This is a genomic window from Streptomyces sp. NPDC005402 (assembly GCF_040606575.1).
Classification (GTDB): Bacteria; Actinomycetota; Actinomycetes; order Streptomycetales; family Streptomycetaceae; genus Streptomyces.
In genome coordinates this window covers 1-26,986 of sequence record NZ_JBEXFB010000012.1, presented here as the reverse complement: position 1 = coordinate 26,986, position 26,986 = coordinate 1, and the positions used below count along the sequence as shown (strand labels likewise).

The window sequence follows — 26,986 nt, the reverse complement described above, 5'->3', positions numbered from 1 at the left end:
ATGCCGGAATCGTGGGTCAATTACGCGGAGCGGATCGGCTCCGACCTGCACCTGGAGCTCTCCGCGCCGGGGAGCAAGCGGGCCGCGCTCATCGGGGCGCTGCGTGAGGCCGTACGCAGCGGACGACTCGCCCCGGGCACCCGGCTGCCGCCGTACCGCTCGCTCGCCGCCGACCTCGGCGTCGCCCGCAACACCGTGGCCGACGCCTACGCCGAACTCGTCGCCGAGGGCTGGCTCACCGCCCGCCAGGGCTCCGGCACCCGCGTCGCCGAACGGACCCGGCCGCTCCACCCCGCCGTGCATCCGAAAGCGCCCGCACGAGACCCACGCGCGCGTGCCCCACGCCACAGCCTGTCCGCCCGGCACGATCTGCGCCAGGGCACCCCGGACGCCTCCGCCTTTCCCCGAACCGCGTGGCTCGCGTCCTACCGCCGGGCCCTCTCCCAGGCCCCCAACGAGGTCTTCGGCCCCGGCGATCCCGCCGGACGGCCGGAGCTGAGAGCGGCCCTGGCCGGATACCTCGCACGCGCGCGTGGCGTGCGGACGGAGCCGAACCGGATCGTCGTCTGCTCAGGGTTCGCACACGCCCTGCGGCTGCTCTTCGGAGGCGGAGGCGGAGGCGGGAACAAGGACGGAGGCGGACAGGTCCTGCGCGGTCCGCTCGCCGTGGAGGCGTACGGGTTGCCCTTCCACCGGGAACTGCTCGCGGTCGAGGGGGTACGGACCGTGCCGCTCCCCCTCGACGAACACGGCGCGCGCGTCGACCGGTTGGCCCGCGAGCGGGCCGTACTGCTCACGCCCGCGCACCAGTTCCCGACCGGCGGTCCGCTGCACGCCGCGCGCCGGGCCGGGGTGGTCGACTGGGCACGCGCGCGTGGGGCGGTGGTGCTGGAGGACGACTACGACGGGGAGTTCCGTTACGACCGCAAGCCCGTCGGCGCCCTGCAGAGCCTCGACCCCGAGCGGGTGATCCTGATCGGCTCGGTCAGCAAGAGCCTGTCGCCCGCGGTGCGGCTGGGGTGGATGGTGCTGCCCGAGCGGTACGTCGGCGACGTGCTCGCGGCCAAGGGCGAGCGGGAGGCCTGGGCGAGCGTGCTCGACCAGCTGGCCCTCGCCGACCTGATCGTCTCCGGGTCCTACGACCGTCACGTACGGCGGATGCGGCAGCGCTACCGCGACCGCCGGGACCGGCTCGTCGCCGCGCTGGCCGAGCACGCGCCGCACATCGAGGTCAGCGGGGTCGCGGCGGGGCTGCACGCGGTGCTGCGACTCCCCCCGGGCACCGAGCGGTCCGCCGTGCAGGCCGCGGGCCGGCAAGGAGTCGCGCTCGACGGGCTGGCGGAGTTCCGCCACCCGGACACGGACATGCCGGCCCACGACGGTCTGGTCGTGGGGTACGCGACGCCTTCCGAGCATGCGTACGGAGCGGCGCTGGACGCACTGTGCGGGGCGCTGGCGCCGGGTGGGCCGCAGGTGTCGTAGGGCCGCAGGTGTCGTAGGGCGGCATCGGCATCCGGCGAGCCCCGGCGCCTCACTGGTGGGAAGCCGGGGGACAGGTAGCTGCCAGGGCAGCTCGGCGAGCAGCCGGCCGACCAGGTCGTACGCGCCGTCCTCGTCGGGGACGAAGTGCAGCAACGCGACGGGCCGCGAGAGGTCCAGGTCCTTTCGCGCAGCCTCCAGAACGGCGTCCGGGTCGCGGACGTCCGCCTGGAGGTACTCGGTGGCGCTCTGGTCCGCCCGCGCGGCAGCGCGGCCGTGTGGGCCAGGACGACCGGGTCGTTGTCGCAGTAGACGATCCGGGCCTCGGGCGTGATCTCCTGGGCGACCTGACTCTCCCCCACTGCCTCAAGGGCGGGGGTGGTACCCCCACGCGTCGACCGGGTGGTTGTCCTTGCCGCCGAGGTAGCAGTCGTACGTCCGCGCGGGGTGGGGCTTGGTGGTGTCGATCTCAGGCATCGGTGCTTGTCTGGGCCATCAGTGCTTACCCATCAATTGAGCAAAGAGGTCAGGAGAGCAGGAAGTCGGCCACCCCCGCCTTCGCGCCCTCGATGAAGGCGGTCATCTCGTCGGTGGTGTAGATCAGCGCCGGTCCGTCCGGGTCGGTGGACTGGCGCACGGCGATCCGACCGTCGGCGAGCTTCATCGCCTCCAGGCAGTTGCCGCCGTTGCCGCCGCTCCACGGCTTGTGCCAGCCTTCGCTCCCCAGTTCCCGGGCGGGCATGCCGTTGTAGACGGGAAGGCGTGGCTTGATGCGGTTCATTCACAGCTCCTTGCGGAGATCCCGGAGGATCTCCTTCGTGCGATGTGCCGTAGCGGCCTGTGCCGCCATGCGGTCCATGACCTCGAGGTGGGTCGCCACCTCGACGCGCGCGTCCAGATAGACCGCGCCGGTCAGGTACTCGCTGTAGACCATGTCCGGAAGTTCGGGCACGGCGAATCGGAAGAGCACGAAGGGCCCGTACGTGCCGGGGTGCGGCCCGTTGGCGAACGGGGCGACCTGGAGCGTCACGTTGGGCAGCTTCGTTGCCTCGAGCAGTTTGTCGATCTGCGCACGCATCACCTCCGGGCCGCCGACGGGGCGGCGCAGCACGGTCTCGTCCATGACCACCCACAGCCGGGGCGCGCCCTGGCGGGTGAGCAGTCCCTGCCGTTCCATGCGCAGGGCCACATGGCGCTCGATGTCCTCGGGGCTGGTCTGGCCGATGGCGCCCGAGCGCAGGACGCCACGCGCGTAGTCCTCGGTCTGGAGCAGACCGGGCACGAAGTGCGGTTCGTACTCGCGGATGAGCGCGGCGGCGCCCTCCAGGCTGACGTGCATCGAGAACCAGCCGGGCAGCACGTCGTGGAAGCGCTGCCACCAGCCGGGACGGTTGGCGTCCTCGGCGAGCTGTACGAAGTCCTCGGCCTCCTGGTCACAGACGCCGTAGGCCTTCAGGAGCAGCTGGAGGTAGGGGATCTTGAGCCCGACCTCGGCCATCTCCATACGGCGGACGGTGGCAGGGGCGACGCGGAGGATGCGGGCGGCTTCCTCGCGCTTGAGCCCGGCACGTTCCCGCAGGTCCAGCAGGCGCCGGCCGAGGACGACCTGGCCGACCGTCGGCGCGGACCGCGGTTCGCTCACGCTCCACCTCCACTTGAGTCACGTACGGGCGTCGAAGTCATGCACGGGCGTCGCAGCCACCAGCATGCTGACAGGCCAGCGGCGCCATTCGAAGACCTAAATCGAAGATCTGTACGGATATGGCCATCGGTACGAATACCGATACGTACGGATCTTCGGCGATCCCAACTGGCGCCGCTCGACATGCTGTTGCGAGCAGTGTGCCACGGCCTTCCACCACGTCACACAGCACTCTGCATTTTTCAGAGTGACACTTGCCAAGTGTTCACGACGGGGCGATAGTGGCAAGCGTGATTCCGTCCCCGCCCTTAGGAACAGATGCTGCCGAAGACCACCCCCAGGGTCTCGGTGCCGCCGCGGGAGCAGGCCTCTCCAGGTCCGCTGCCCGGCGCCGGTTCCGTTTCGAGCTGGCCGCGCACCCGGGTTCGCCCGCGCAGGCCAGACGCCTGACGAGGGCGCGACTGACCCATTGGTCGGTCTGCGAGGACACCTGCGACTCGGCCGCCCTGGTGGTCTCCGAGCTGGTGACCAACGCCATCGTGCACACCGCGAGCCGCCGTGTGGTCTGCGAGCTGCACGACAACGACGACCTGGTGCGGATAGCCGTACGTGACGAGGGCTGCGCGCCGGGTGAACCCCATCCTTCCCCGCAGCGCGGCGAAGAGGAGCACGGGAGGGGACTGCTCCTCGTCGACTCCCTCTGTCACGCGTGGGGCGCCCATGAGCACGGTCCCGGTCTGCTGGTCTGGGCGGAGCTGCCGCGCAAGGCGGACGAGCCCCGCGAGGACACCGGTCCGCGCAACGACCTGGGCTGGGGGGCCCGCCCCAAGCCCGTCCCCTCCGGGGAGCCCGGCCAGGGGGACGAGGCCGAGGAGCATCACCGAGCGGCGCCCGAGGGAGAAGCCCGCGAGCATGGAGCGGGGGGCGCGGACACATGGGCGTGAGGAGCGGGTCCGGCGGCCAGTTGCTGACCCTGGACACGCTGGTCCGCCTCGGACGCGAACTGCGGGCGCCGGTGACGCCCGGGACGCCGCACAGGCTGGCCGTGCCGGAGGGGATGACGGTGCCGCTGGGCTGCGACGCGGTGGGGGTGCCGGTGCTGCTGAGCAAGCAGCTGGTGTCCCGGTTGCCACGGGTCGGGTGTGTGTACGCCGATGCCACGCACTGGTGGTGGCTCGTTCCCGCCGACTCCGACTACGCGCTCCAGTGGCCCACGCCTGCCCAGTACGCCACCGGGGCGGTTGTTCCGGACGCCCCGGTGGTGCCGTCCCTCGTGCACGTGGCCGAGGGGACGCTGCCGTACACGCCGCCGATACCGTTGTACTTGGCGTTGTGCCGGCTGACGGGGGCCACTCCCAGCTGGTCCCGGCCGGTGAGCTCCGCCGGTTAGGCCCGTTTCGCGTGCGGGCCTGTGGGGGCGGGGCGCGCGGTTTCCCTCGCCCCTGAACAGACCGACGTCCCCTGTCTGCCGAGGTGTGCGCCCGCGCGCTGTCCGAATTTCCCTCTGCGCCCTGCCCCGGCACCGTCCGCCCCGGCCATAGTTGCCCCCGTCCAGCGATCGGGGGAGGTCCACGATGGGGAAACAGCCGGACGCCGAGCAACCCGGGGTCTCCGAGTCGGAGCAGCTGCTCTTCGGTGGGCCCCTGCGGTACGACATGGGGTGGAACTCCCATGCCGACGCGTTCCTGGAGTTGGGGTTCCGGGCCATGGTGGTCCGGCTGCCGTCGCTGTTGTCGGCCAGTCTGCGGCTGGCCTGGCAGGCCGACCGGCGGGCCGCGCGGATCGTGGTGGGGGCCGAGGTGGCGCGGGGCCTGACGCAGGCCGTGAGTCTGCTCGCCGTCAACAGTGTGCTGGGGCGACTGATCGGCGGGGGCGCTCTGGAGGACCGGCTCCGTGGTGCCGTGCCCGCGCTGGTCACCATGGCCGCCGTGATGCTCGTCGGGGCACTGCTGCGGGCCGCCTCGACGTATGCCACCGGGCGCCTCGAACCCAAGGTGGAGCGGGTGGCGACCGAGCGCTACCTGGAACGGGCCGCCACCGTCGAGCTCGCCGCGATCGAGGACCACGCCTTCCACAAGCTGCTGGACACCGCGCAGTACGGCGCCGCCTCGGCCCGCCGGATGATCTCGTTCGCCACCCGCGTGGTGAACGCGATGATCTCGCTGATCGCGGCGGCGGGTGTGCTGACCGTGCTGCACCCGGCGCTGCTGCCGCTGCTGATCACGATGACGATCCCGAGCGGCTGGAGCGCGCTGACCATCGCGCGCCGTCGGTACGAGTCCTTCCACGCCTGGGTGCAGCACGCGCGCGCGGGCCGGCTGCTGGGCGCCCTGTTGATCGAGCCGGAGGCGGCACCGGAGATCCGGGTGCACGGGGTGGGCCCGTTCCTGTTGCGGCACTTCCGGGCGATGGCGGAGACGGCGGAGGAGGAGCAGGCCCGGCTGGCCAAGCTGGCCGCCCGGACGGGACTGATCGCGGCGGCCTGGACCGGGATCGCGACGGCGGCGACGTACGCGACGCTCGGCGGGCTGCTGCTGGCGGGCGCGATGGCCCTGTCGGTGGCGGGTACGGCCGTGATCGCGATCCGTACCGGTTCGCAGAGCCTGGACACCCTGGTCGTCGAGGTGAACGCGCTGCACGAGGAGGCCCTCTTCGTCGGCGACCTCCAGCGGCTCTACGAGGAGGCGGCCACGTGGGCGATCCCGGTGGGCGGGACCGCGCTCCCGGAGGAGCCGCGCGAGATCCGCTTCGAGCACGTCTCCTTCACCTACCCGGGTGACGCGGCGCGCCCGGCCCTCGACGACGTGACGCTCACCGTGCCGCTCGGCAAGATCGTCGCGCTGGTCGGTGAGAACGGCTCCGGCAAGACCACCCTGGTGAAGCTGCTCGCGGGCCTGTACTCCCCCGACCGGGGCCGCATCCTGTGGGACGGGGTCGACGCGGCGCACGCGGACCGGCGGCTGCTCGCCGAGCGGGTCGCGATGGTCGCCCAGGACTTCAAGCGGTGGCCGTTCACCGCCCGCGTCAATGTGGCGGTGGGCCGCTCGTCGGTGCCGCTGACCGACGAACGGGTGTCCGGCGCGGTCGCGGAGGCCGGGGCCGGGGAGGTGCTGGCGGATCTGCCGCGCGGCCTGGACACGCTGCTGGCCCGCAACTTCAGCGGCGGGCACGAGCTGTCGGGCGGGCAGTGGCAGCGGCTCGGGATCGCCCGGGCCGCCTACCGGCGCGGCCGCATCCTGATCGTGGACGAGCCGACGGCCGCCCTGGACGCCCGGGCCGAGCTGGAGGTCTTCGAGAAGATCCGCGCCCTGGCCGGCACCGGTCAGACGGTCATCCTGATCACCCACCGGCTGGCGTCCGTACGCCACGCGGATCTGGTGCACGTCCTGGAGCAGGGCCGCCTCGTGGAGTCGGGCACGCCCGACGAGCTCCTGGCCTCCAACGGTGTCTACGCGGAGCTGTACTCGCTCCAGGCCGAGCAGTTCACGGCAAAGGTGCCCGCCAAGGAGGCGGGCTGACCTCATGCGAGGGCGTCGGCCGCCGCCTCTCCACTGCGGACGATCACCAGGAACGTGTCGGACGCGAGGTCCATGACGACCTCCGCCTGTAGTCCCTCAAGACGCCTCGCCTGCGCGAACTCCTCCGCCGGCCACGATCCACGCGGCCCGCCAGCGGGAAAGCGTTCGAGCACTGTTCGCCCGTTCACCACCCTGCACCTCCAGAAAGCGTTGCGCTCACCAGTAGGAGCGCTTGTAGGAGTTAACGCCTTCCAGGGCCGGAAAGCCTCGGTGAGTTGCCGTACTGAGACGTAGTTGACACGAGTTCAGCGCGAAGCGTGAGAGTTCGATTACTCAACGGTCACTTCGCTCACCTTATGTGTCAGTCCTCGTACTCATCGTGATACCTGATGCGTGCGCTGCCAGCAGGCGCCCCAAGAGCTGACGCGCGCCCCTTGGGTTCCTCCCACTCCTCCTGCCGTCCCAGTGCGGTGAGGTCGAGGAAGCTGGTGGTCGAGCCGAGTCCGTCGAGGCCGCGCTCATAGGTCGAGTAGGTGTGGAAGACCCGGTCGCGGTCGCGCAGGAAGCAGCTGACGCCGGGCCGCTCGGCCGGCTCCCCCGCGATCTCCAGGGTGACCTCGAAGTCGTGGTTGAAGTCGCCGCCGTACGACGAGTACAAGGGCACGGTCCATCCCATCCGCGCCTTGAACGGCAGGAATTTCGTATACGGCGCTCTCGACACGGCCGCGAACGTCGTCCCCCGTGCCTTCAGATGGGCCAGGTGCCCGATCTGGTCCAGGAACGCGGAGCAGCTGCGGCAGCCCGCGTCCCACTCCGGCGCGAACATGAAGTGGTAGACGACGAGCTGGCCGCGCCCCTCGAACAGGTCGAGCAGGGTGGCCTTGCCGTCACCGCCCTCGAAGACGTACTCCTGCTCCACCTCGACCATGGGCAGTCTGCGCCGCTCGGCGTTGAGGGCGTCCCGCGCGCGCGTGGCCGCCTTCTCCCTGACCAGCAGCTCCGCGCGCGCCGCGCGCCATTCGTCCCGCGAGACGATCTCCGGAAGCGCCATGGGGGTCCCTCCTGTGCGACGGTCCGTCCGGGGTGGTGACCGTGCGGAGCGGCGGAACTCATCGGTGCTGCGGGAGATTTCCTCCGTACGACACCCGCAGCGCGAGCAGTCCGCGGGCGCGCAGGGAGTTGCGCCACCGTGGGGTGGGCTCGGCGAGCGCGAGGTCCGGGAACCGTTCCAGCAGCGCGGCCAGGGCGATCTCGGTCTCGGCGCGGGCCAGCGGGGCGCCCAGGCAGTAGTGGATGCCGTGGCCGAGGGAGAGGTGGCCGGAGGCGTCGCGGGCCAGGTCGAGGCGGTCGGGGTCGGGGAAGCGGGCGGGGTCGCGGTTGGCGGCGGACGGGGAGACCCAGACCGTCTCGCCCGCCGGGACCGTGACCTCGCCGATGGTGACGTCCTCGACGGGGAAGCGGCGGATGGCCAGCAGGGCGGGCCCCTCGTAACGGAGGAACTCCTCGACGGCCGCCGGGAGCCGGGACGGGTCCTCGCGCAGAGCGGTGAGCTGTTCGGGGTGCTGGACCAGGGCGAGCACCGCGTTCCCGATCAGCTGCACGGTGTTCTCGTACCCGGCGAAGAGGATGAGGAAGGCCAGCGACATCAGCTCGTCCTCGCTGAGCCGGTCGCCCTCGTCGCGGACGGCGATCAGGTCGGAGAGCAGGTCGTCGGCGGGATCGCGGCGCTTTTCGCCGAGCAGCCGGGTGAGGTAGCCGAGCATCGCCACGACCGCTTCCTTGGCGGCCCCGGGGCCCGCCGAGGGGTCCGGGGCGACGAGCGTGTCGGTCCACACCCGGAAGTCGAGGCGGTGCTCGTCCGGGATGCCGAGGAGGTCGCAGATGACCGTGATCGGGAGGGGCGCGGCGTAGGAGGCGATGAGGTCGGTGGTGCCGTGCTCGCCGAGCGCGTCGAGGAGCCGGTCGGCGGTGCGCCGGATCGGCTCCCGCAACCGCTCGACCCGGCGCGGGGTGAAGGCCCGTCCGACCAGCCGCCGGATCCGGGTGTGGTCGGGCGGGTCCATGTTGAGCAGGTTGGCGTCGAGCGCGGGCGGCAGCGAGAACCCCTTGTACGTCCCCGCCGTGGCGTGCCTCTTGTCGAGCGACAGCCGTGGATCGGCGAGCGCCGCCCGCACGTCGTCGTACCGCGTGACGATCCAGGCGGGCGTCCCGTCGGGTCCGGCGATCCGGTGCACCGGGGCGGTCTCGCGCAGGCGCCGGTACACGTCGTAAGGGTGGTCGAGGAGGCCGTCGGCGGGGTCCATGGACGTCAGCCTAGTGCCGGCGTGATCACGGACTGCCCGACTCGGTGACGCCCTGGGCGAGTTGGCCGACCACGTCCACGACTCCGTGCCCGAAGGCGGTCGGAGCGATCAGGATGCCGAAGACCAGCACGATGGCCACGGTCAGCTTCTCGTCGTTCCGGCTCCGTGCCTGCGTCCGTCGGCGCAGGCGCACCACGATGATGACAGCGAGCAGTACAGCGACGTCGATCGTCAGTTCCACCCGGCCGGCCCTCCCCGTCAGACAGGTGTGCTCCGGCTTTCATATGTAGCGTGAAACCACCTGACGCGACCGCCGGGTCACCGGCGGTTGGCGTCAAAGTGCTTCTCCGCGACCGGATTTCAGGTCTTGTAGTCCTGGATCCGCCTGCCATGGCTCCGGTCCAGCAGTGCGGGCATCCGCTCCCCCAACTCCCCTACGACCGCGTCCAGATCGATGGTCAGCAGCTCGCGGTCCCGCATCAGCACACGACCGTCGACGATCGTCGTGCGGACGTCGGAGGAGCGGGCGCTGTGGACGAGGGTCGCGGCGAGATCGTGGACGGGCTGGGTGTGCGGGCCGGTGAGGTCGACCAGGATGATGTCGGCGCGGCGGCCGGGCGCGATGCTGCCGACGACGTCACCGAGCCCGACCGCCCGGGCGCTCTGAAGGCTTGCGTGGTGCAGCGCCTGACGGGACGTCAGCCAGCGTGGGTCGCCGGTGGTGGACTTCTGGATCAGCGCGGTGAGCGCCATCGACTCCCACACGTCGAGGGAGTTGTTGGAGGCGGCCCCGTCCGTGGCGAGTCCGACGGGGATGCCGATGTCGCGCAGGGCACGGACGGGCGTCGTGGTGGGCCAGGCGAACTTGAGGTAGCCGCGCGGGGCGGTCGCAACCGCCGTACGTCCGGCGGCACTCGCGAGTGCGGGCAGGTCCCGGTCGAGGATGCCGCTGCCGTGCGCGATCAGGACGTCCGTGTCGAGGATCCCGGTGCGCCGCAGCACCTCGATGGGCGTGATGCCGTGCCGGGCGAGGCTCGTCTCGGCCTGGTCGCGGTTCTCGGAGGCATGGAGGTGGACGGGGAGACCGTGCTCGTGGGCGAGCGAGGCGGTCGCGGCGAGGTCGGTGTCGTCGACGGTGTAGGGCGCGTGCGGGGCGAGCGCCGTGGTGATGCGGCCACCGGCGGCGCCGCGGTGCCGCAGCGCGAACTCCAGTGATTTCTCCCGGCCTTGGGCCCCCTGCGAGGAGAAGTACGCCTCCCCGAGGTGCGCGCGCATGCCGCACTCCTCGACGACGGCGGCGACGGCGTCCATCGAGAAGTAGTGGTCGGCGAAGCAGGTGACACCGCCCCGGATCATCTCGGCGCAGGCCAGCCGGGCCCCCAACTCCACGTCCTTCTCGGTGAGGTTGGACTCGATCGGCCAGACGACGTCGTTGAACCACTCCTCGGTCGGCAGGTCCTCGGCGATCCCGCGCAGGGCGACCATGGGCGCGTGGGTGTGGCAGTTGACGAGCCCGGGCAGGGCGATCTGCCCCCGCGCGTCGATGCGCTCCGCCGCGGGCAGTTCCTCGGCCCGCGCACTGCTGATCACCGAGTCGACGACACCGTCCCGGACGACGATCGCGGCGTCCCGCACGAACTCCACCCGCTCTTGATCGTCGTGCGTGAGGACCGTGCACGGGGTGATGATGAGACCTGCGGGAGAAGGCGTCATACAAGCACCGTACGACGCGGTCGTGCCCTCGCAGTGAGTGAACCGCGCATCCCGACGCCGCCCTGTCGCGGCGGCGCCGGCGTCGGCACCCTGGTCTCGTCACCGCCCGTCGTACGCCTTCCGGAAGGGGTCCGGCATGCTCGTCGGCACCTGGAACCTGGAGAATCTGATGCTGCCGCGCAGCGGCGACGGCGCCCCCAGGAGCGAGGCCGAGTACGAGGCGAAAGTGGAGGCCCTCGCCTCCGTGATCACCGCGCTCGACCCGACCCTGCTGGGCGTTCAGGAGGTCAGGCAGGAGGAGACGCTCGCCGACCTGGCCAAGGCCGTCGGCGGGCAGTGGCACATCGCGCTGTCCCGGCACGCGGACCACAGGGGCATCCGCGTCGGCTTCCTCAGCCGTACACCGCTGCGGATACGGCGGGACACCCACGTGTTCGCGGAGGGGCTGCGCCCCGTGCAGGGCGACGACGGCACCGGGCCGGACGCGCACGACAGCGAGACCAGCCGCGGCTTCCTCGCGGTGGAGACCGACACCGGGGACGGGGCGCTCCAGGTGGCCGTCGCCCATCTCAAGTCGAAGCTGCTGTCGTATCCGGGCCCCGGGGGCAGGAGCCGCTTCCAGCCGCACGACGAGGCCGAACGGGCCCGTTTCGGCGCCTACGCCCTCTACCGGCGGGCGGCCGAGGCGACGACCCTGCGCGCCCTCGCGGACTTCCTGCTCGAAGGCGCCGGGACCGAACGCGACGTGATCGTCCTCGGCGACATGAACGACGTGGTGAACGCCGCCACCACACAGATCCTGCTCGGCCCGCCCGGCTCCGAGCTCGACAAACCGCGTGCCTTCCACAAGTCCGACCTGGGCGATCCGTTCCGGCTGTGGGACATCGCCCCGTGCATACCCGAGAAGCGCCGCTTCTCCCGCGTCAGCTTCGGACGCGCCGAGCTGATCGACCACATCCTGGTGAGCCACCGTCTGGCCCGCCGCATCGCGGAGGCGGGGACGGGTCTGCCCGAGCACCGGGACGACGCCCTCGTACTTGCGTCGGTGGACGAGGACCCGCGCAAGCGGGTGGCGACACCCGGGTCTGACCACGCCCCGGTGTGGGTGCGTGTGTAACTCCTAACCGGCGAGGGGGATCTCGGGCAGCCGGATTCCCACGCGCCCCCGCCCCTCGTCGAGTCGGCCGAGTTCGTCGAGGAGTTCGGTGAGCCGGCGGACCTGTTCGGGGGTGAGCCGCCCGGAGTCGTCGAGGTGGACGGCGCACGCGGTGGTCGTGTCCACGATCCGCTCGAGCACGGCGACGATCTCGTCGGCGCCCTCCGAGTGCCGGGCGAGCGCGGGGAGTTCGGCGGCGGCGTGGGCGATGGCGGTACGGGCCTCGGCGAGCGAGCGGTACGCCTCACGACGGAGGGTCCAGCGCAGAGCGCGGGTGTCCTCGGTGGGAGTGGCCTCGGCGCGTGTGTCCTGGGTGGGCCCGCCTCGTACGGCGGACTCGGCGACGCGCGGGACAGGCCGCGAGGTCTCCCGCAGGACGGGCTGTACGGACCCCCGCTGGGCGGGCCGCTCGGTCTCCCGCAGGACATGCGCGAGGTACGCCTGCGCCGCCCCGCCCGCCGCGGCCAGCCGGGACCGCACTCCGCCGCCCCGCTGACCCGGCATCGGCAGATGCCCCACGATCAGCACGATGGCACAGGCGAGCAGGGTCTCGGTGATCCGGCCGACGGAGGCCTGCGGTTCGCCGCCGACCATGACGAGCGCCAGGACGAGGACCGTGACGACGGCGGTCTGCGCGGCGAAGTGCCGGGTCGCCACGGGGATGAGCGCCCCGCTGACGGCGACGAGCGCGATGAGCCCTTCGGGCCGCGGCAGCACGAGCGCGAACCCGGCGAAGACCAGCGCCCCCAGGACGGTTCCGGCGGCCCGGCACAGCACCCGGGAGGCCAGCGGTCCGAGGTCGGGCTTGACGAGGAAGACGGCGGTGGCGGGCAGCCAGTACCAGTGCTGGTGCTCCCCGTACCAGTGGGAGTGGTGCAGGGCCTGTGCCACGGCGACGCTGGCCCCGAAGCAGAGGGCGACCCGCAGCCCGTACTCCCGCCCGCCGGCCCCGAAGACGGACCGCAGCAGGGCTCGGACGGTGAGCCGGCGCGTGTGCAGATCCCCGCCCCGGCCCCGGTCGAACGCCTCGGCGGCCCGCAGCAACGCGTCGTCGAGCGCCCGCAGGGCGGGCCCCGACCGACTGGGCGCGGGCAACGGCCCGGTGTGCGTGTTCTCCCGTACGGCGGCGGCGAGCCGCCGGGGCCCCGCGGAGGCCCGCCCGGGCACCGCTTCCGCCGCCCAGGCGAGCGCGGTGGCGGCCTCGGCGAGCGGCAGCGCGGCGGCGTACTGCGCGTGCAGCCGGCGCTCGGCGGCCGAGCTGGCGTACCGCCGCAGCCGGGGGCCGGTGAGGGCGTCCTGCGCGTGATCGAGAGCGGCGGTGAGCGCCACGCGCCGGTCGGTGGCACGCTCGGAGCCGACGGCGTCGAGAAGCTGGGCGACGGCGTCGTACACCCCGGCGACGGCTTCCCGCTCCCCGTCGAACCGGAAGTCCCCGGCGATGGCGCCCGGGGTGGGGAGCACCAGCCGCAGCGCGATCAGCCAGCAGGCCCCGCCGAGATAGCAGACCGCCCTGAGCCATCCCTCCTCCGGCAACGGCATGCCCGCGCCGATCGCCGACGCGACGAGCAACTGCGTACCGGCCCCGGAGGCGACGGGCCCGACGGCGCTGATGCCACCGGCGACCAGGCCGACGAGGGTGAGGAGAACGGTGAGGGCCACGGCCCCCAGGTACTCCCCCGCGTACGTCCCGACGACCATGCCGATCGCCCCCGCGAGCGCGGGCGCCCCGATCCTCTTCACGGAGACCCGCCGGCTCCCGGGCCGGTCGTTGATCCCGGCGAGCATGGCGGCGATGGCGGCGACGACACCGAGTGAGGTCTGCTCGACGAGCACGGCGGCAAGAAGGAGGGGCCCGGCGGACAAGGCTCCCCGCGCGACCGCGTTCCAGGGGATCGGCCCGCGCTGGGCACGGAGGGTGTGCGCGAGCCAGGGCGGTAGGTGCATCCGTACGGCGGGGCGGGACACAGGGCTCCTGTCGTCGGGGGAGGCGGGGGTGTGCCTTCGGGCGACGGTGGCCGGGCGGTGGTCTGTGGTCTGTGGTCTGTGGTCTGTGGTCTGTGGTCTGTGGTCTCCACGGTAGATCGCGTTCTTGGACGGTCCGGGACGCTTGTGTTACCCGCGTGTGACGATGCATGCACAAGCCACGTTCTTTATGAACGCAATGGGCTGCGGGAGCACGAGGAGCGGGGATCCGATCAGCCAAGACCAGAGTCGGCCGCCCCCTCTTGGACTACGGTCACGACTGCTGACATACAGCGCTGACCAGGGCGAAAGGACGACCCACGTGAACGCGGCTCCGCTGAGCCCCGAGGACCCGACCGAACTCGGCGGTTTCGAGCTGCTCGGGCGCATCGGTCACGGCGGCATAGGCCAGGTCTACCTCGGTGAGTCTCCTGGTGGGGAGCCCGCGGCGGTGAAGGTCATCAAGCCGTCCGTGGTGGATTCCGAGACGCGTCTGCGCTTCGCCCGGAGATCGAGGTCCTCAAGACGATCTGGGGTCCTCGTATCGCGGGGTTCCTCGACGCGGACGCGGAGGCCGAACAGCCCTGGCTGGCCACGGAGTACATCGACGGGCCGGACCTCCGCAAGCACGTCCACACCCACGGTCCGCTGCCCGTGGTCCTGACCGCCTCCCTGGGCGCCACGCTCGCCGAGGCGCTCGCCGGAGTCCACAAGCAGGGCCTGCTGCACCGGGACCTCAAGCCCGCCAACATCCTCCTCGGCCCGAACGGACCGAAGATCATCGACTTCGGTCTCGCGGTCTTCACCGAGTCCAGCGCGTCCCTCACCGCCCCCAACACCGTGCTCGGCACGCCGGCATGCATGGCCCTCGCCGCCGACGAGATGGAGGCCTGGCTGATGCTGTTCCCCGAAGCGTTCACCAAGCTCAACTCGGCCTGGAAGCTCACGCAGCAGGACCGGCGGAGAAACCTGGGCACCATCCCCGGCGGCTCCAAGGAACTCCTCAAGAGCCGCCTCACCCAACCGCGATACCTGGAGAGCCACGCCCCCAAGGTGATCGAGAAGGCGGTCACCCACGGCTACGTGACCTCCTGCGACCCCAGCCGAAACCGCTCCTACGCCGACTTCACCGCCGACCTCGCACAGTGGAAGTGACCAGCTTTCGTCACACCGAATTCTTCGCTTCTGTGACCCACTCTTCGGATCGTCGCGCCGTAGGCCCTTCGACATGGTGGGCACCGGCCGCGTACGCCACCCAAAGCAGATCCAGGCACCCGAAGAAGGGTTCCCCCCAGTTGTCGACCCAGATCCGGACACGGGATGACCCTGCCGGTGTGACGTCCCACCATTCCCAGCCCCTGGAGTCGTCGTCGGGGTCGAAACGGTGGAGCCAGTTCTGGAGTGACCACGGGCGTTGCCCAGTTTGTCCCACATAAGCGTCTCGCCCGCTCTTCGCAAAATCTGGAGCCCGCTCCCCACCCTCCACCCCGATAGCGCTGAGCCACTCGGGAACGTCGCCGATCGGGAGATCCTCTTCTTCGAAGTCGGCAGTAACTCCCACATTCGCTGCGGCCGAAAGTGCCGACCGCAGGCGCTTGACGTACGCCGCACGATCCCCAAGGGGGTCGACTGTGAATGCACACAAAATCGACGGCGGAAAATCCACATCAGGGCGATAATGACAGTTCTGGAATTCCAGCTCGAGCCTTTCCACAGTGTGCAACATCTCACCCTCAGTGGCCTTTGCGTCAACTTTCAAGCAAGTCGGTGACATATTCGCGAAGCTCAGGTGGCAACTCATCAAGTCGAATGTCCTGCAGCTGCGCGATATGACCAAAGGCGACATGGCCGGTGGACATTAGCTCAAGGATCGCGTGCAGCTCGGCCTCCAACGCTGGCTTCTCCTTCTCGGAGGCTGCAACCGCCGAGAGCAGCGTCACCAAAGTCGACACCTGGGCGGGCGAATAGGAGCCCAACAGGTCGATAACTTCGTCGGCTGCGCGTTCCCGCGCAACGGATTCAGGGTCGAGGATTTTGCGGGTCACTGCAATGAACTCGCGAGCATCCATTTACGTGACCTCTACAGGCTCATGGTTCATCCAATCTGACATTTCATCGTCTTGCGCAAATCCGAAGGCGTGAATACCGGAAAGCGATTTCGAGAGTTTCGACACCTACTCTCCCTCTCTCCGATACTGGAGCTTCATACGCAGTTCATTGCTGGCCACTGATTTCTCCGGGGTAATAGAATCGCGCGACTTCTTCGCCACTCGCCAGCACCCGTTCCCGGCAGAGCAGGCCCAACCGCCCTCCACTCACCGGAGTTTCCGGAATAAATTCGAATACCCACTTTGGGTCAGGAGGTTGAGGTGATTGTCAAACCCGCTTTCAATAGAGCGACCCCGCCTCCGGTGAAGTAGACCTTTGCATTGTGAGGTGGATCAAAAAAATCTACGAAACGTCCGTAGCGATTGATCCATTCCAACGTCACTTGCAAGGTCGCGTTTGGGTCCTCGTTCGCAGATCCGGCGTCAAAGTGCTGTCCGGTGCGCACTACTCCACCTACGCAGCGTACGACGCATGTGGCTGACCGAGAGCCGGCCTCTTCCACTTCGTAGATCTGGAGCCGCCCTGGGCCCTGGTCAGCCATGCTTGTATGCCTCCGCGACAAATTTACGGAGCCCTCGGACGCAGATCCGGCATCGAACTGCTGCCCCTCACATCAAGTGAAGATGAGATGATCTCTGATACTCGCCGCCCATCACTATAGGGGTTCGCTGACATCCAGGCTGACAATCCAGTACTCGTATTCCTCAGCCGTTACGCCGCAAACGTGATGGCCACTGATTGACCGAGCAATAAATTCCACCTTTCCTTGGTCATCAATCAGGCGTGTCACATCAAATTCTGGCATCCAGCGAACACATACCCAGCCAATTTCGTGGCTCCCCGTACTGACAATCGTGATCAGGAAAGAACCGTCTTCGGAAATCACTCCAGATAGCCGGGCATTCCGAAGCCAGAGAGAATTCAGCCGCGAGGCAACACCTTCTCCCTCCAGAGGGGTGCTGGCCGTTGGTCGCACTTCGAAGTTCGCAATCGTCATCCACGCCTGATCAACAGAGGGGGGTGACTGATTTCCGGTAATCTCGATTACTTCCAGTCCGCTTGCCTGCAATTTCTCAAGCAAGACTTTCTCGTGCTGAGACATTAATTCCCTCCAGTATGGAAGAAATGATGATCTCCTCCGGGCTTGTCGAGCGCTCTATATCTTTCCATGGTTCTATAACCTTCCACAGTGCTATCCCAGCCGAAATTTACTTCACTTCGCGTCTGGTCTTCAAGCGTGCGCCCCTTCGGCGCGCCGGCATGGAAATGTGGTCCTGCTGGATCGTGCGTGTGTTCCACGATCACGCGAGACCCGTTTTCGGTCTCGAATTGGCGGAAATTTCCCCAGTGGGTTTCGTCCGGAGAGTAGACGTGACCGGGCATGTTCTTGAGTGTTTTGTCTCCCATGACAACCCACTCCGCATCCGGGGTCGTTCCATATGGCACTCCCGCCACCTCAAACGCTGCTCTTTCCGCATCCGCGCGCCTTTCAAAGGGGTTGCCCCTTTCCCCCTTCGGGATGCATGGCGTGAGGCCGACGGGGTCAGCCCAGGTCAGAGGGTTGACGACGTAGGTGGTGGGGTTGGGTGCGGGGGTGAGGCCCAGTGGGTCAGACGTGGTGTAGCGCGCGGTTTCCGGGTCGTAGTGGCGGAAGTAGTTGTAGTGAAGACCCGTTTCGGGGTCGAAGTACTGGCCCGGGAAGCGGAGCGGCGTGTATGCGGTGCTGTCCGCCGTCCACGCCGTGGTGCCCCAGAGGGTGCTCCGGGTGCGCCAGGCTATGTCGCCCTGTTCGTCGATGAGTTCGGTCGGGGTGCCGACCAGGTCTGTGACGATTGCCAAGAAGCGGGAGTCGATCTCGTCCTGCGGGACGTCCGCGGCCGTGATGCGTTCGGTCTGGGCGATCGGGTGCAGGCCCTTGTGGTCCCAGGTCAGGGTGACCGGGTGGGGCAGGTCTTGGGAGGTGGTGGTCTGTTCGCAGAGGGTGGTGCCGTCCCAGGTGAAGTCGACTCGTTCGACGACGGTTTCGCCGTCGTCGGCCAGGCGGAGCTTGGCTGTGCGGCGGCCCAGGGGGTCGTACCGGTAGCGCCAGGTGGTGCCGTCCGGGGTCGTCACCGACGAGAGGCGGTCCTCGGCGTCCCAGGCGTAGCGCCAGGTGTCCGGCTTGCGGGACAGGCGGGTCTTCTGGCGCAGGGTGATGCGCCCGGCTTCGTCGTGTTCGTAGCGGACGTTGCCCGCGCGAGTGATACGCGTGCCGGTGTAGGAGCGGGCTCCGGTCGCCTCCTGGCCCGGGTGACCGGTCGGCCAGGACGCCCGCGTCTGGTTGCCCGCCTCGTCGTAGGCGTACGCCTCCGCCCAGTTCGCCGCGTGGACGGCGGTCACCCGGCCCGCCGTGTCGAGGTCGAAGCGGCGGAGGCCGTTCAGATCGTCGTCCACGGCGGTCAGGTTGCCGTCGGCGCGGTAGGTGTAGGCGCGGTGCTGGAGACGTCGGCCGGCCGGGCCGGTGAGTTCCTGTTTCGTCAGGCGGCCCAGGGGGTCGTACGCGTTGGTCAGGGTCGCCGACTCGCCTATGCGGCGGGTCAGTTCACGGCCCGCCTCGTCGTATGTGAAGTCGAGGGTGCGGCCCGATGCCACCATGCCGGTACGGCGGCCGGCCACGTCGTACGTCCACGTACTGGTCGCCCCGGTCGGGGTGGTCCGGCCGATGCGACGGCCCCGGGCGTCGTAGGCGTATGTGAGGGTGCGGCCGTCGACCGTCTCGGACAGCACCCGGCCCGCCTCGTCCCGCCGCAGGGTCAGGACCGCGTCCGGGCCGGCCGCCTCGGCCAGGCCGCCCGTCTCGTCGTACACATATCCCGACACCTGACCCGCCGCGTCCTTGCGCGCCACCCGGCCCAGCACGTCCCGCTCGAAGCGGATGCTCTGGCCCAAGGCGGTGGTCTTCGTGGTCAGTTGGCCCGCCGCGTCATGCTCGTAGGACACCGTACGGTCGTCGAAGTCCGTCTCCGCGATCAGACGGCCCGCCGGGTCGTAGGTGTAACTCCACGTCAGACCCTGCGGGTTGGTGACCTGCGTCAGGCGGAGTTCCGTGTCGTGGGCAAACTCGTAGCGCACGCCGTCCGGGCCGGTGCGGGCGGACAGCAGGTCGAAGTGGGTGTACTCGTAGCGGGAAACGGCGCCCAACGCGTCCGTGTGGGACGTGCAGTTGCCCTCGCCGTCGTACGTCCACGATTCCGACGTGCCGTCTGCCGCCGTACGGCGGGACAGGCGGCCCTCGACGGTCCACTCCAAGTGGGTGACCTCACCGAGTGGGTCCGTGATGGTGACTGGCCGGCCGAAGGTGTCTCGTTCGTAGCTGGTCACCGGCCCCCGCGGGTCGGTGATCTCCAGGGGGAGGCCTGCGGGGTCGCAGCGGACCCGGGTGGTGTGTCCGAGGGCGTCGGTGACGGATGCCAGGTGGCCGAGGTCGTCGTAGGTGAAGCAGGTCGTGGTCCCGGCGGTGTCGGTAACGGCCGTGCGGTTGCCGAACTCGTCGAACTGCTGGGTGACGTGAGTGCCGTCAGGGCCGGATATGGCCACCGGCATGCCCTGGTCGTCGTAAGCGATGCTGGTGTAGCGGCCGTCCGGGCGAATGGCCAGGACCGTGCGGCCCGCCTCGTCGTAGGCGTAACTCACCGTGCGGCCCAGCGGGTCGGTGACCGTCAGGGGGCGGTGGGCGGCATCGTGGGTGGTGCGGGTCGTCTCACCGTCGGGCGTGGTCTCGGACACCACCTGCAGGTCGCCGTTGATCTCGTAACGGGTGCTGTGGCCCAGGGAGTTGACCGCGGTGACGATCCGATGGCCGGTATCCGGATCGGGCTCGCCGTAGGTGTAGGTGTAGCTCAGGTGGCCGGCCTCGCCGCCCTGCGAGACACAGCGGTCCTCGTCGTCGTAGACGTAGTGGTAGGAGGAGTTGTTGGTGTCGGTCCAGGCGGTGATCCGGCCGGTCGTGTCGTTGGTGAAGCGGGTCGGCAGGCCCGAGGAGTTCGTCACGGCGGCGAGGTGGCCGTGGTCGTCGTAGCCGAAGAGGACCATCTCGACGGCCTGGTCGCCGGTCGCCAGGTGCAAGTCGGTTATCCGGCCTTCGGCAGTGGTGATCTTCACGTGGTAGCCGGAGGAGTGCACGATCCCGGTAGGGGCGCCCTGGTCGTCGTACTCGAAGGTCAGCCACTGGCTTCCGGAGCGGTCGATGATCTGGGAGAGCAGTGCGACGCCATTGCCGTCGCCGCCCGGCCCCGCGAAGTCCCATACGCGGCCGGTCTCCGGGTCGGTGACGGTGTAGTCGCCGTACGCGTCAACGGTCAGCGGGTGCCCCTCACCAGCCAGGGGGAGCGTCGGTACGCCGGGGGCGGGGTGCGGGTAGGCCAGCAGGGAACCGTCCTCGCGGACGAAGATGACGCCCTCCGCGTCCACCTCCAGGCGCTGGTCGGCGGTGGATGTCCACTTCGGGCCGAACCAGCGGCCTGCCTCGTACGACGACTCGAACTGGCGGGAGAAGACCAGCGGCAGCCTCGCCGGCAACGTCACGTCCGTGACCGGCAGGGACATGCGGCCGGTGGCCATGTCGATCGGGTCGCTGCCGAAGATCTTGCACTTCAGCTCCCGGGCGACGTCCATGAGCCCCCGCCGCGTGCCGCTGCGCGCTGCTCCCGTCGCCGCGTCCCTGGCCGCTCCACGCAGGGCATCCTTCAGCGCGGCCCGGCCCACACCCCCCGCGCCCTTTCCGCCGATCAGGTTCGAGATGAAGTACCCGCCCGCGTCCCCTGGGTCACTGCTCCACCCCGTCCCCAGCAACGACATCGGCAGCCGCTCCGGGTGGGCCGCCGTGCCCACCAGGCCCGCCAGCAACATGCTGGAGTTCTTCGACCAGTCGCCGGGGTGGGTCAGGTTGTAGGGGTCCAGCGGGTTGACCGTGCGGGCCAGTTTCAGCATGTCCGTGCCACCGCGCAGCAGGCCGCCCAGGACGTGGACCGAGTTGAGCTGGGTGCCGACGAACAGGTCCGACGCGTCGGCGCCCAGGCGGTCGGTGAACTCCGGTTTGGGCGGGGCCGACTCCAGAGCGGCGGTCAGCTTGCGGCGGGCGTCCTCGGCTTCGTCCGTGCGTCGGCGGCGGGCATCGGACAGGATTTCCTGCGCCTCCTCGCGACCCGCCGTCCCCGGGTCGACGTAGGTTCCCAGCTCGGTCGGCTTCGCACCGGGGTCCTGGCCCGCCAGGGCCTTCGCGTCGTACTGCTCGGCTGCCTGCGCGTACCTCTTCTCGTCAGCCCGGTAAGCCTCCTCCGCTTTCTGACTGCTCTCCTGCGCCTTGCGGTAGGTGTCGATCGCCAACTGCGCCTGCTGCTGCGCCCACCGCACCATGTCCGCGTAGGCGTCCAGCGCGGTGGCCGCCGCCGTACACGCGTCCGCCGCGGTCAGCCACTGCTTGGGCTGTACGTCGAACTTCGCGCGGAAGGCGTCCGCCGCCTGGCCCCGCCACTCGCCCGGGTCCAGCGACCGCATGCCCTGGCCGACGTTCTCGAACGCTCCCGCGAACTTCCGTAGATGCCGGGCCCGTTCGCGCAGCGCCGGCTCGCTGCCGTGGACGAGTTCTTTCGGGTCCTCGGAATCGCCCAGCGCGCGCTCCGAAACCGTGCCGCCCAGGCGGTTGTTCACGCTCTCGCCGACGTCGCGGACCTTCTCGGCCGCACCGTCCGCGCCCACGTCCGACAGCAGCCCCGCCGTCTTGTCCGCGCCCCAGCCGACCGCCTCGCCGACGCTCTTGTTCAGGCTGTCGGACGCGCTCTCCAGGCCGTCTCCGAAATCGTCGACCAGATCTCCGAACCCCATCAGCCCTCACCCTGCTCATCGGCGGAGGGAGGCCCGCTCCACTGCCAGTCGGTCCGCGGATCGAAGAACGCGTCCGGCGTCACCGTCGACGTCTCCATGTCCTCCGCCGCCTGCGACCAGGCCGCCTTCACCTCGTCCTGGCCCGACGTGAAGGACTCCGCGCTGTAGTCCGCATTCGCCACCTGCGAGACCGGGTTGTCCTTCAACGTCTCCGACCAGGAACGTTCCTTCACCTCCTCCGGGGAGAGGTAAGGATTGCCCGTGCCGGCCGTCCACACCGACTTCAGCGTGTTCGAGACGTACTGCTCCTGCTCGTGGTAGATCCCCGCCGACAACCCCAATCGGCCCGCGAACTCGTTCGCGTCCCCCATCAACGAGCGCACACCCCAGCCCCAGCGGTCGCAGAAATCCGCGAACACCTGCTGGAGACCGTCGTCTCCCACCTCAAGGTCCGTCAGGGACAGGTCGTCGAAACCGCGGCCCAGGTTCGCCTCGATGTCGAAGCCGAACTCCTTCAGCTCCGCCATCGCCTGGTTGATACCCCGGGTGATCCGCTGCATCGCCTCCGGATCGACCTGGTAGCCCTCGCTCATGCCGCCGACTCCTTCGAGGCCACGTCCACAGCCACCGCGTCAGGCACGATCCCCGCAACCGGCGGCAGGACGAACCCCGTCGGGCTCCCCGCGTCCACCGCGATGCCCACCGGACCGCCCACAGCGGGGACCACCTGGTCCAGCAGTCGCGCCCCGTACACCGGTATTCGCTCCGGCACAGGCTCACCCCGCGCCTCCGCGAATCGCCTCAGCGCCTCCTCGTCCGTGAACGCGAAGAGCCAGCGGATACCGCCCGACTCCGCCGACAACAAGGAGCCGTCCACCACCGGTACCAACACCTCGCCGCGCCGGAACTCCCCTACCAGTGCCCGCAGGTCACCCTGCCCGGACGCCGCCAAATCCGTCAGCCGGTCACGCAACGCCTCGGCACTCACGCCAGCCGCCCCCGTCGTAGCCCTCATCGAACGTCGCACAAGTGAACGATCATGCTAGACCGTTGAATTCAGGGAACACCAGCCGCATCTCGGCCGCGCGCGGTCAGCCGCACGTCAACCCATCCGGGCGCCCCTCCTGACAAACGCCGACGCCGCTCCATGCCTGGAAAGCCGCATTCCCCCAAGATGCGCACTCCGATTCCACCGGTGACTCGCGCAGTGACGGTGATCGGGCAGAATCGGAGGCGACGGGAACGGAACCACCCCAAGGTCGCCTTCCGGGGCAACTGTTCAGCCTCCATGTGCGCTTCCAGCCCGCCCCGGGCCGCATCCACTTCCGGCTGATCACGGAGGAAGCCAGGATCCGCGTCGGGTATGTCGGCCGGAAGCGGCTGGCGGACGGGGTGCCACGCAGGGCGCGCCGAGCCCCCTTCTCACCGTGGTTGCCGCGGGCACCCTCGACGATTCACTGATCCGTACTTACCGTGAGTAGTCCGAGGATTCCGGTGAGCGAGCCTACGGGGGGCGGCGCGGATGGCGGCCAAGGGCTGGATCGATCAGATCGTCGCTGGGTTCGGGGCAGAGTGCAGGCAGATCCTCGGGCACGTGGCGGAAGACGAGGCGGCGATCCGACGGCCGGTGGAGAACCTCCTGATCGCCGCGGCCACAGAGCTGGGCCTTGAACTGCATCTCCACCCCGAGGCCAGACGCCCCGATCTCGGGATCCGTCCGGATCTCGCGGCCCGCGTCGGGCAGGACCGGCAACGGATCGTTGGTTACGTCGAGTTGAAGAGTCCGGGCAAGGCCGACATCAGCCCGGGCGCACTGCGGGGGAACGACCGCAAGCAGTGGGAGGGCATGTCCAAGTTACCCAACTTGATCTACACGAACGGTCAGAGCTGGATGCTCTACCGGCTCGGCCAGCAGCACGGTGAGACCGTGCGTCTGACGGGCGATCTGTATCACGCCGGTACACGTCTCCACGCTGCCGGACCATCGTCCACCGCGTTCGAGCGACTGCTGCGTGAGTTCCTGAGCTGGCAACCCGAACCCCTTCGCACCATAAGGCAGTTGGTGGGGTCGATCGCTCCGCTCTGCGGATTGTTGAGGGCCGAGGTCGTGGACCGCCTGGAGGATGAGGCGCGAGGCCCTGCGGGCCGTCGCGAGCGGCCGTTCACCGACCTGGCCAAGACCTGGGAGAACGTTCTGTTCCCGAGAACCGACGAACGGGACCCCCATATCGCCTTTGCGGATCGCTACGCCCAGACCGTCACGTTCGCCTTGTTGCTGGCCAAGGCAGAGCGCATCCCCCTCTCCGAGCAGAGTTTGCACGAAGTAGGGCGGCAGCTCGGAGCCGACCACACCGTGATGGGAAGGGCCCTTCAGATCCTCACCGATCACGTGGAGGGTCAATTCAGGAACAGCCTCGACATGCTGGTCCGCGTCATTGACGCAGTCGACTGGCCTGCGATCCTCCAACGTGAACCCGATGCCCATATCCACCTCTACGAGCATTTCCTGCAGGAGTACGATCCCAACCTGCGCAAGGCATCCGGTACTTACTACACACCTGCGCCGCTCGTCGACGAAATGGTCCGCCTCGTCGACGAAATCCTGCGTCTGAAGCTCGACTGCCCTGAGGGGTTCGCTGATGAGCGCGTCTCCATCATCGATCCCGCGATGGGCACCGGCACCTTTCTCAGCTCCATCATCGGCCTCGTGGCCGGGCGGCGGTCCGCGGGCGGGAACGAGGGCTTCCGGGCCGAAGCGGTAGAAGGGCTCTCCCGCAGGCTCATAGGCTTCGAGAAGCAGATGGCCGCCTACGCCGTGGCCCAGATGCGCATCGCGCAGACGCTGCGCGCCCAGGACGCGGACATCCCGCTGCGAGATCTCCGGCTGCACCTCACCGACACCCTGGCCGACCCCTGGCGACCGTCGGACCTCTTCGACACAGGCGGAGCCGCGATGGCGCCGCTGAGGATGGACGCGGAGAAGGCGAACCTGATCAAGCGAGAGGAGCGTCTCACGGTCGTCATCGGTAATCCTCCGGACCGTGAGCGGGCGCAGGGCGAGGGCGGGTGGATCGAATCAGGATCGGAGGGACACGGCCCACCACTCCTCGACCGCTTCCGGCTCGGCGGCAGGAACGGTCGACACGAAAACAAACTCAAGAACTTATATGTCTACTTCTGGCGTTGGGCGACGCACAAGGTCTTCGAGCAACATCGCCCTGACCACGATCAGGGAATCGTGAGCTTTGTTTCGACGGCGGGATTCCTGCGCGGCCAGGCATTCCAGGGTATGCGCGAATATCTGCGAAGTACCTGCTCGGAAGGGTGGATCATCGATCTGACTCCGGAACGCAAGAAGCAGCCGCCCATTTCCAGTCGATTCTTTCCTGGTGTGCAGCGCGAACTCGCCGTCGCAATCTTCGTGAGACACCGCGACACGAAGTCGAAGGACATCGCGCCGGTGCACTACACCGCCCTCCACGGCAGCCGCGCGGAGAAGGCTGCGCAACTGCGTACGCTGGCTATTGACGGCGCTGGCTGGCGAACTGTCCGGTCCGACTGGTATGCCCCCTTCACGCCCGCTTCCGAACGTGACTGGGACACGTTCCCTGCGATCGGGTCCCTGCTGCCCTGGTTCAAGCCCGGCTTCAATCCCAACCGGACGTGGGTGGTCGGACCCGACCCCGATGTCCTGCGGCAGCGTTGGGAGAGGCTTGTACACGAAGACGACGCCGCGATGCGGCAGACGCTCATGAAGGAGACACGTGACCGGCATATGAACAGTCGGCCGCGGCCGTTCCCGGGGTACCCCGTACCGAGCAAGGCCCTCAACGCAGAGCGAGCCGCATGCCCGGAGCCTGTCTCCATCGCCCGCCGGAGTTTCGACCGTCAGTGGCTGATCCCCGACGGCCGAGTCGTCGACTACCCCAGGCCGGAGCTCTGGCGGTGCCAACGCGACGATCAACTCTTCATCGTCGAACAACACAGGCAACCCATTTCCACCGGGCCGGCGTTGGTATTCACGTCGCTCGTGCCGGACGTGCACTACTTCAACAACAACGGAGGCCGGGTCCTCCCGCTGAAGCATGCGGACGGTTCACCGAACACCGCGCCCGGTCTCTTGGAACACTTGGCCAATTCCTTCGGGTTGCCAGCGGTGACCGTAGAGGATCTCGCCGCTTACATAGCCGGAATCACCGCCCATCCAGCCTTCACTGAGACCTTCGCAGAAGACCTCAACTCCCTTGGCGTACGCCTCCCCCTCACCGCGGACCGCGGTTTCTGGCACGAAGGCGTCAGGCTCGGCCGCCGCATCCTCTGGGCATCCACCTTCGGCGACCGATACGCCGATGCCACCGACGGTCGCTCACCCGGCCCTTCCGGGGTGCGGCAAGCGGCTCAGCCCGGAATCACGTACACAACTCGCATCACACCGACGCCTTTACCGGACACACTCCAGTACGACGAGCAGCGCCAGGCCCTGATCATCGGCACCGGCGTCTTCACGGGTGTCAGCCCCCGTATGAGGAACTACGAAGTCGGTCACCGCAAAGTACTCGACCACTGGTTCGCCGCCCGCAGCAGCAAGCCGACAGGCCGTATCGGCAGCCCGCTGGACCGTATGCGCAGCGATCGGTGGCGCTCCGAGTGGAGCACCGAACTGGTCGACGTGCTGAGCGTGTTACGTCATCTGACAAGCCTCGAAGCCGAACAGGCGACCCTCCTGGACCGAGTACTCTCCGGCCCGCTCGTCAACGTGGCCGAGTTGACCCGGAGGGGTGTCCTGGAGCCCCCCGCCCACACTGCCTCCCCACGCCACGCCGCCCCTGCCGAGGAGATGCTGCCTGGTATGGCCGACGTGGACGGCCTGGAAACCGCGCCGGTGAGCCCTCTTCAGCCTGTCTCTGAGCCGGCGCCGGATCATGCCGATCCCTCGCGGGTGCGTGGTCGCCCACGCCGAGGTTCCATTCACCATGAGCCCACGTGAATGGCATGAGCACTTCAGGCTAGTCTGCGGCCATGTTAGGAATCCTTCGGCGCAAGAAGAGCCGCAAAGAAGCCGCAGCAGCAGAGCAGTGGGAGCGCCTCCTCGCCTCGGCCAAGCGACTCGGACCGGATTTCCACATCGTCCAGGTCGCCGAGGTGTACTAGGTTCTGTCTGACAAATGATCTTGGGTAGGTTCCCGGAGCCAGAGGATGAGCGAGGCGAGGCGGATGCCGGCTTTGTAGCGGTCGGCGAGTT

21 protein-coding genes and 1 pseudogene are annotated in these 26,986 nt (G+C 68.9%); 8 read left to right on the top strand and 14 right to left on the bottom strand.

Annotated elements, in window-relative coordinates:
- Positions 1–1,482 carry a PLP-dependent aminotransferase family protein gene (locus ABZT02_RS23510; protein ID WP_356020201.1) on the top strand — a complete coding sequence of 494 codons (1,482 nt, stop codon included), beginning with the start codon at positions 1–3 and terminating at the stop codon, positions 1,480–1,482.
- Positions 1,483–1,566: 84 nt separating this feature from the next.
- Here ABZT02_RS23510 and ABZT02_RS23505 read toward each other — a convergent pair.
- From ABZT02_RS23505 to ABZT02_RS23495, 3 genes and pseudogenes are all read right to left on the bottom strand, one after another.
- Positions 1,567–1,956: pseudogene (locus ABZT02_RS23505) on the bottom strand (SAM-dependent methyltransferase); the annotation flags it as partial.
- 49 nt (positions 1,957–2,005) lie between these two features.
- Positions 2,006–2,260 (bottom strand): DUF397 domain-containing protein, encoded by a 255-nt coding sequence (locus ABZT02_RS23500; RefSeq protein WP_007381290.1) that lies wholly within the window; start codon positions 2,258–2,260, stop codon positions 2,006–2,008.
- A complete protein-coding gene (locus ABZT02_RS23495; protein ID WP_356020199.1) occupies positions 2,261–3,121 on the bottom strand; it encodes a helix-turn-helix transcriptional regulator in 861 nt (286 codons plus the stop codon).
- 281 nt (positions 3,122–3,402) lie between these two features.
- On the opposite strand from ABZT02_RS23495, the gene ABZT02_RS23490 reads away from it, so the two are divergent.
- The 3 genes from ABZT02_RS23490 (at position 3,403) to ABZT02_RS23480 (ending at position 6,639) form a co-directional block, all read left to right on the top strand.
- The gene (locus ABZT02_RS23490) at positions 3,403–4,065 is read left to right on the top strand and encodes an ATP-binding protein (RefSeq protein ID WP_356020197.1); all 663 of its coding nucleotides are present in this window, start codon (positions 3,403–3,405) and stop codon (positions 4,063–4,065) included.
- Positions 4,056–4,511: a hypothetical protein gene (locus tag ABZT02_RS23485; RefSeq protein WP_356020195.1), complete on the top strand. Its 456-nt coding sequence runs from the start codon at positions 4,056–4,058 to the stop codon at positions 4,509–4,511. The genes ABZT02_RS23490 and ABZT02_RS23485 overlap by 10 nt, the downstream gene beginning before the upstream one ends.
- Before the next feature lie 184 nt (positions 4,512–4,695).
- Positions 4,696–6,639 (top strand): ABC transporter ATP-binding protein, encoded by a 1,944-nt coding sequence (locus ABZT02_RS23480; RefSeq protein ID WP_356020192.1) that lies wholly within the window; start codon positions 4,696–4,698, stop codon positions 6,637–6,639.
- A gap of 2 nt (positions 6,640–6,641) precedes the next feature.
- Here the strand turns inward: ABZT02_RS23480 and ABZT02_RS23475 are convergent, their stop codons facing one another.
- The 5 genes from ABZT02_RS23475 to ABZT02_RS23455 form a co-directional block, all read right to left on the bottom strand.
- Complete coding sequence (locus ABZT02_RS23475) at positions 6,642–6,827, bottom strand: hypothetical protein (RefSeq protein ID WP_082319552.1); 186 nt, start codon at positions 6,825–6,827, stop codon at positions 6,642–6,644.
- Between the two features lie 173 nt (positions 6,828–7,000).
- On the bottom strand, positions 7,001–7,690 hold the full coding sequence (locus tag ABZT02_RS23470; protein WP_356020189.1) for a DUF899 domain-containing protein: 690 nt from the start codon (positions 7,688–7,690) through the stop codon (positions 7,001–7,003).
- A 58-nt stretch (positions 7,691–7,748) separates the two neighbouring features.
- The gene (locus tag ABZT02_RS23465) at positions 7,749–8,942 is read right to left on the bottom strand and encodes a cytochrome P450 (RefSeq protein ID WP_356020186.1); all 1,194 of its coding nucleotides are present in this window, start codon (positions 8,940–8,942) and stop codon (positions 7,749–7,751) included.
- Between the two features lie 25 nt (positions 8,943–8,967).
- The gene (locus ABZT02_RS23460; protein ID WP_356020184.1) at positions 8,968–9,183 is read right to left on the bottom strand and encodes a hypothetical protein; all 216 of its coding nucleotides are present in this window, start codon (positions 9,181–9,183) and stop codon (positions 8,968–8,970) included.
- A gap of 119 nt (positions 9,184–9,302) precedes the next feature.
- Entirely contained in the window at positions 9,303–10,655 is a 1,353-nt protein-coding gene (locus tag ABZT02_RS23455; protein ID WP_356020181.1) for an amidohydrolase, read from the bottom strand.
- Between the two features lie 136 nt (positions 10,656–10,791).
- Between ABZT02_RS23455 and ABZT02_RS23450 the strand changes: the two genes are divergently transcribed.
- Complete coding sequence (locus ABZT02_RS23450) at positions 10,792–11,772, top strand: endonuclease/exonuclease/phosphatase family protein (protein ID WP_356020179.1); 981 nt, start codon at positions 10,792–10,794, stop codon at positions 11,770–11,772.
- A 3-nt stretch (positions 11,773–11,775) separates the two neighbouring features.
- On the opposite strand, the gene ABZT02_RS23445 is transcribed toward ABZT02_RS23450, so the two are convergent.
- A complete protein-coding gene (locus tag ABZT02_RS23445; protein ID WP_356020721.1) occupies positions 11,776–13,755 on the bottom strand; it encodes an FUSC family protein in 1,980 nt (659 codons plus the stop codon).
- A 528-nt stretch (positions 13,756–14,283) separates the two neighbouring features.
- On the opposite strand from ABZT02_RS23445, the gene ABZT02_RS23440 reads away from it, so the two are divergent.
- Positions 14,284–14,928 carry a protein kinase gene (locus ABZT02_RS23440; protein WP_356020717.1) on the top strand — a complete coding sequence of 215 codons (645 nt, stop codon included), beginning with the start codon at positions 14,284–14,286 and terminating at the stop codon, positions 14,926–14,928.
- A gap of 593 nt (positions 14,929–15,521) precedes the next feature.
- Here the strand turns inward: ABZT02_RS23440 and ABZT02_RS23435 are convergent.
- From ABZT02_RS23435 to ABZT02_RS23415, 5 genes are all read right to left on the bottom strand, one after another.
- Positions 15,522–15,842: a hypothetical protein gene (locus ABZT02_RS23435; protein WP_356020177.1), complete on the bottom strand. Its 321-nt coding sequence runs from the start codon at positions 15,840–15,842 to the stop codon at positions 15,522–15,524.
- Between the two features lie 695 nt (positions 15,843–16,537).
- Entirely contained in the window at positions 16,538–16,984 is a 447-nt protein-coding gene (locus ABZT02_RS23430; RefSeq protein ID WP_356020175.1) for a hypothetical protein, read from the bottom strand.
- Positions 16,984–21,744, bottom strand: coding sequence for a putative T7SS-secreted protein (locus tag ABZT02_RS23425; protein WP_356020173.1), 4,761 nt, complete (start codon positions 21,742–21,744; stop codon positions 16,984–16,986). Before ABZT02_RS23425 ends, ABZT02_RS23430 begins: the two co-directional genes overlap by 1 nt.
- Positions 21,744–22,337, bottom strand: a complete 594-nt coding sequence (locus tag ABZT02_RS23420) for a hypothetical protein (RefSeq protein WP_356020171.1) — start codon at positions 22,335–22,337, stop codon at positions 21,744–21,746. Before ABZT02_RS23420 ends, ABZT02_RS23425 begins: the two co-directional genes overlap by 1 nt.
- The gene (locus ABZT02_RS23415; RefSeq protein ID WP_356020168.1) at positions 22,334–22,732 is read right to left on the bottom strand and encodes an SseB family protein; all 399 of its coding nucleotides are present in this window, start codon (positions 22,730–22,732) and stop codon (positions 22,334–22,336) included. Before ABZT02_RS23415 ends, ABZT02_RS23420 begins: the two co-directional genes overlap by 4 nt.
- Positions 22,733–23,266: 534 nt before the next feature.
- Here ABZT02_RS23415 and ABZT02_RS23410 point away from each other — a divergent pair.
- Positions 23,267–26,731, top strand: a complete 3,465-nt coding sequence (locus ABZT02_RS23410) for a type ISP restriction/modification enzyme (RefSeq protein ID WP_356020166.1) — start codon at positions 23,267–23,269, stop codon at positions 26,729–26,731.
- 32 nt (positions 26,732–26,763) lie between these two features.
- Entirely contained in the window at positions 26,764–26,895 is a 132-nt protein-coding gene (locus tag ABZT02_RS23405) for a hypothetical protein (RefSeq protein ID WP_356020164.1), read from the top strand.
- Positions 26,896–26,986 lie beyond the last annotated feature (91 nt).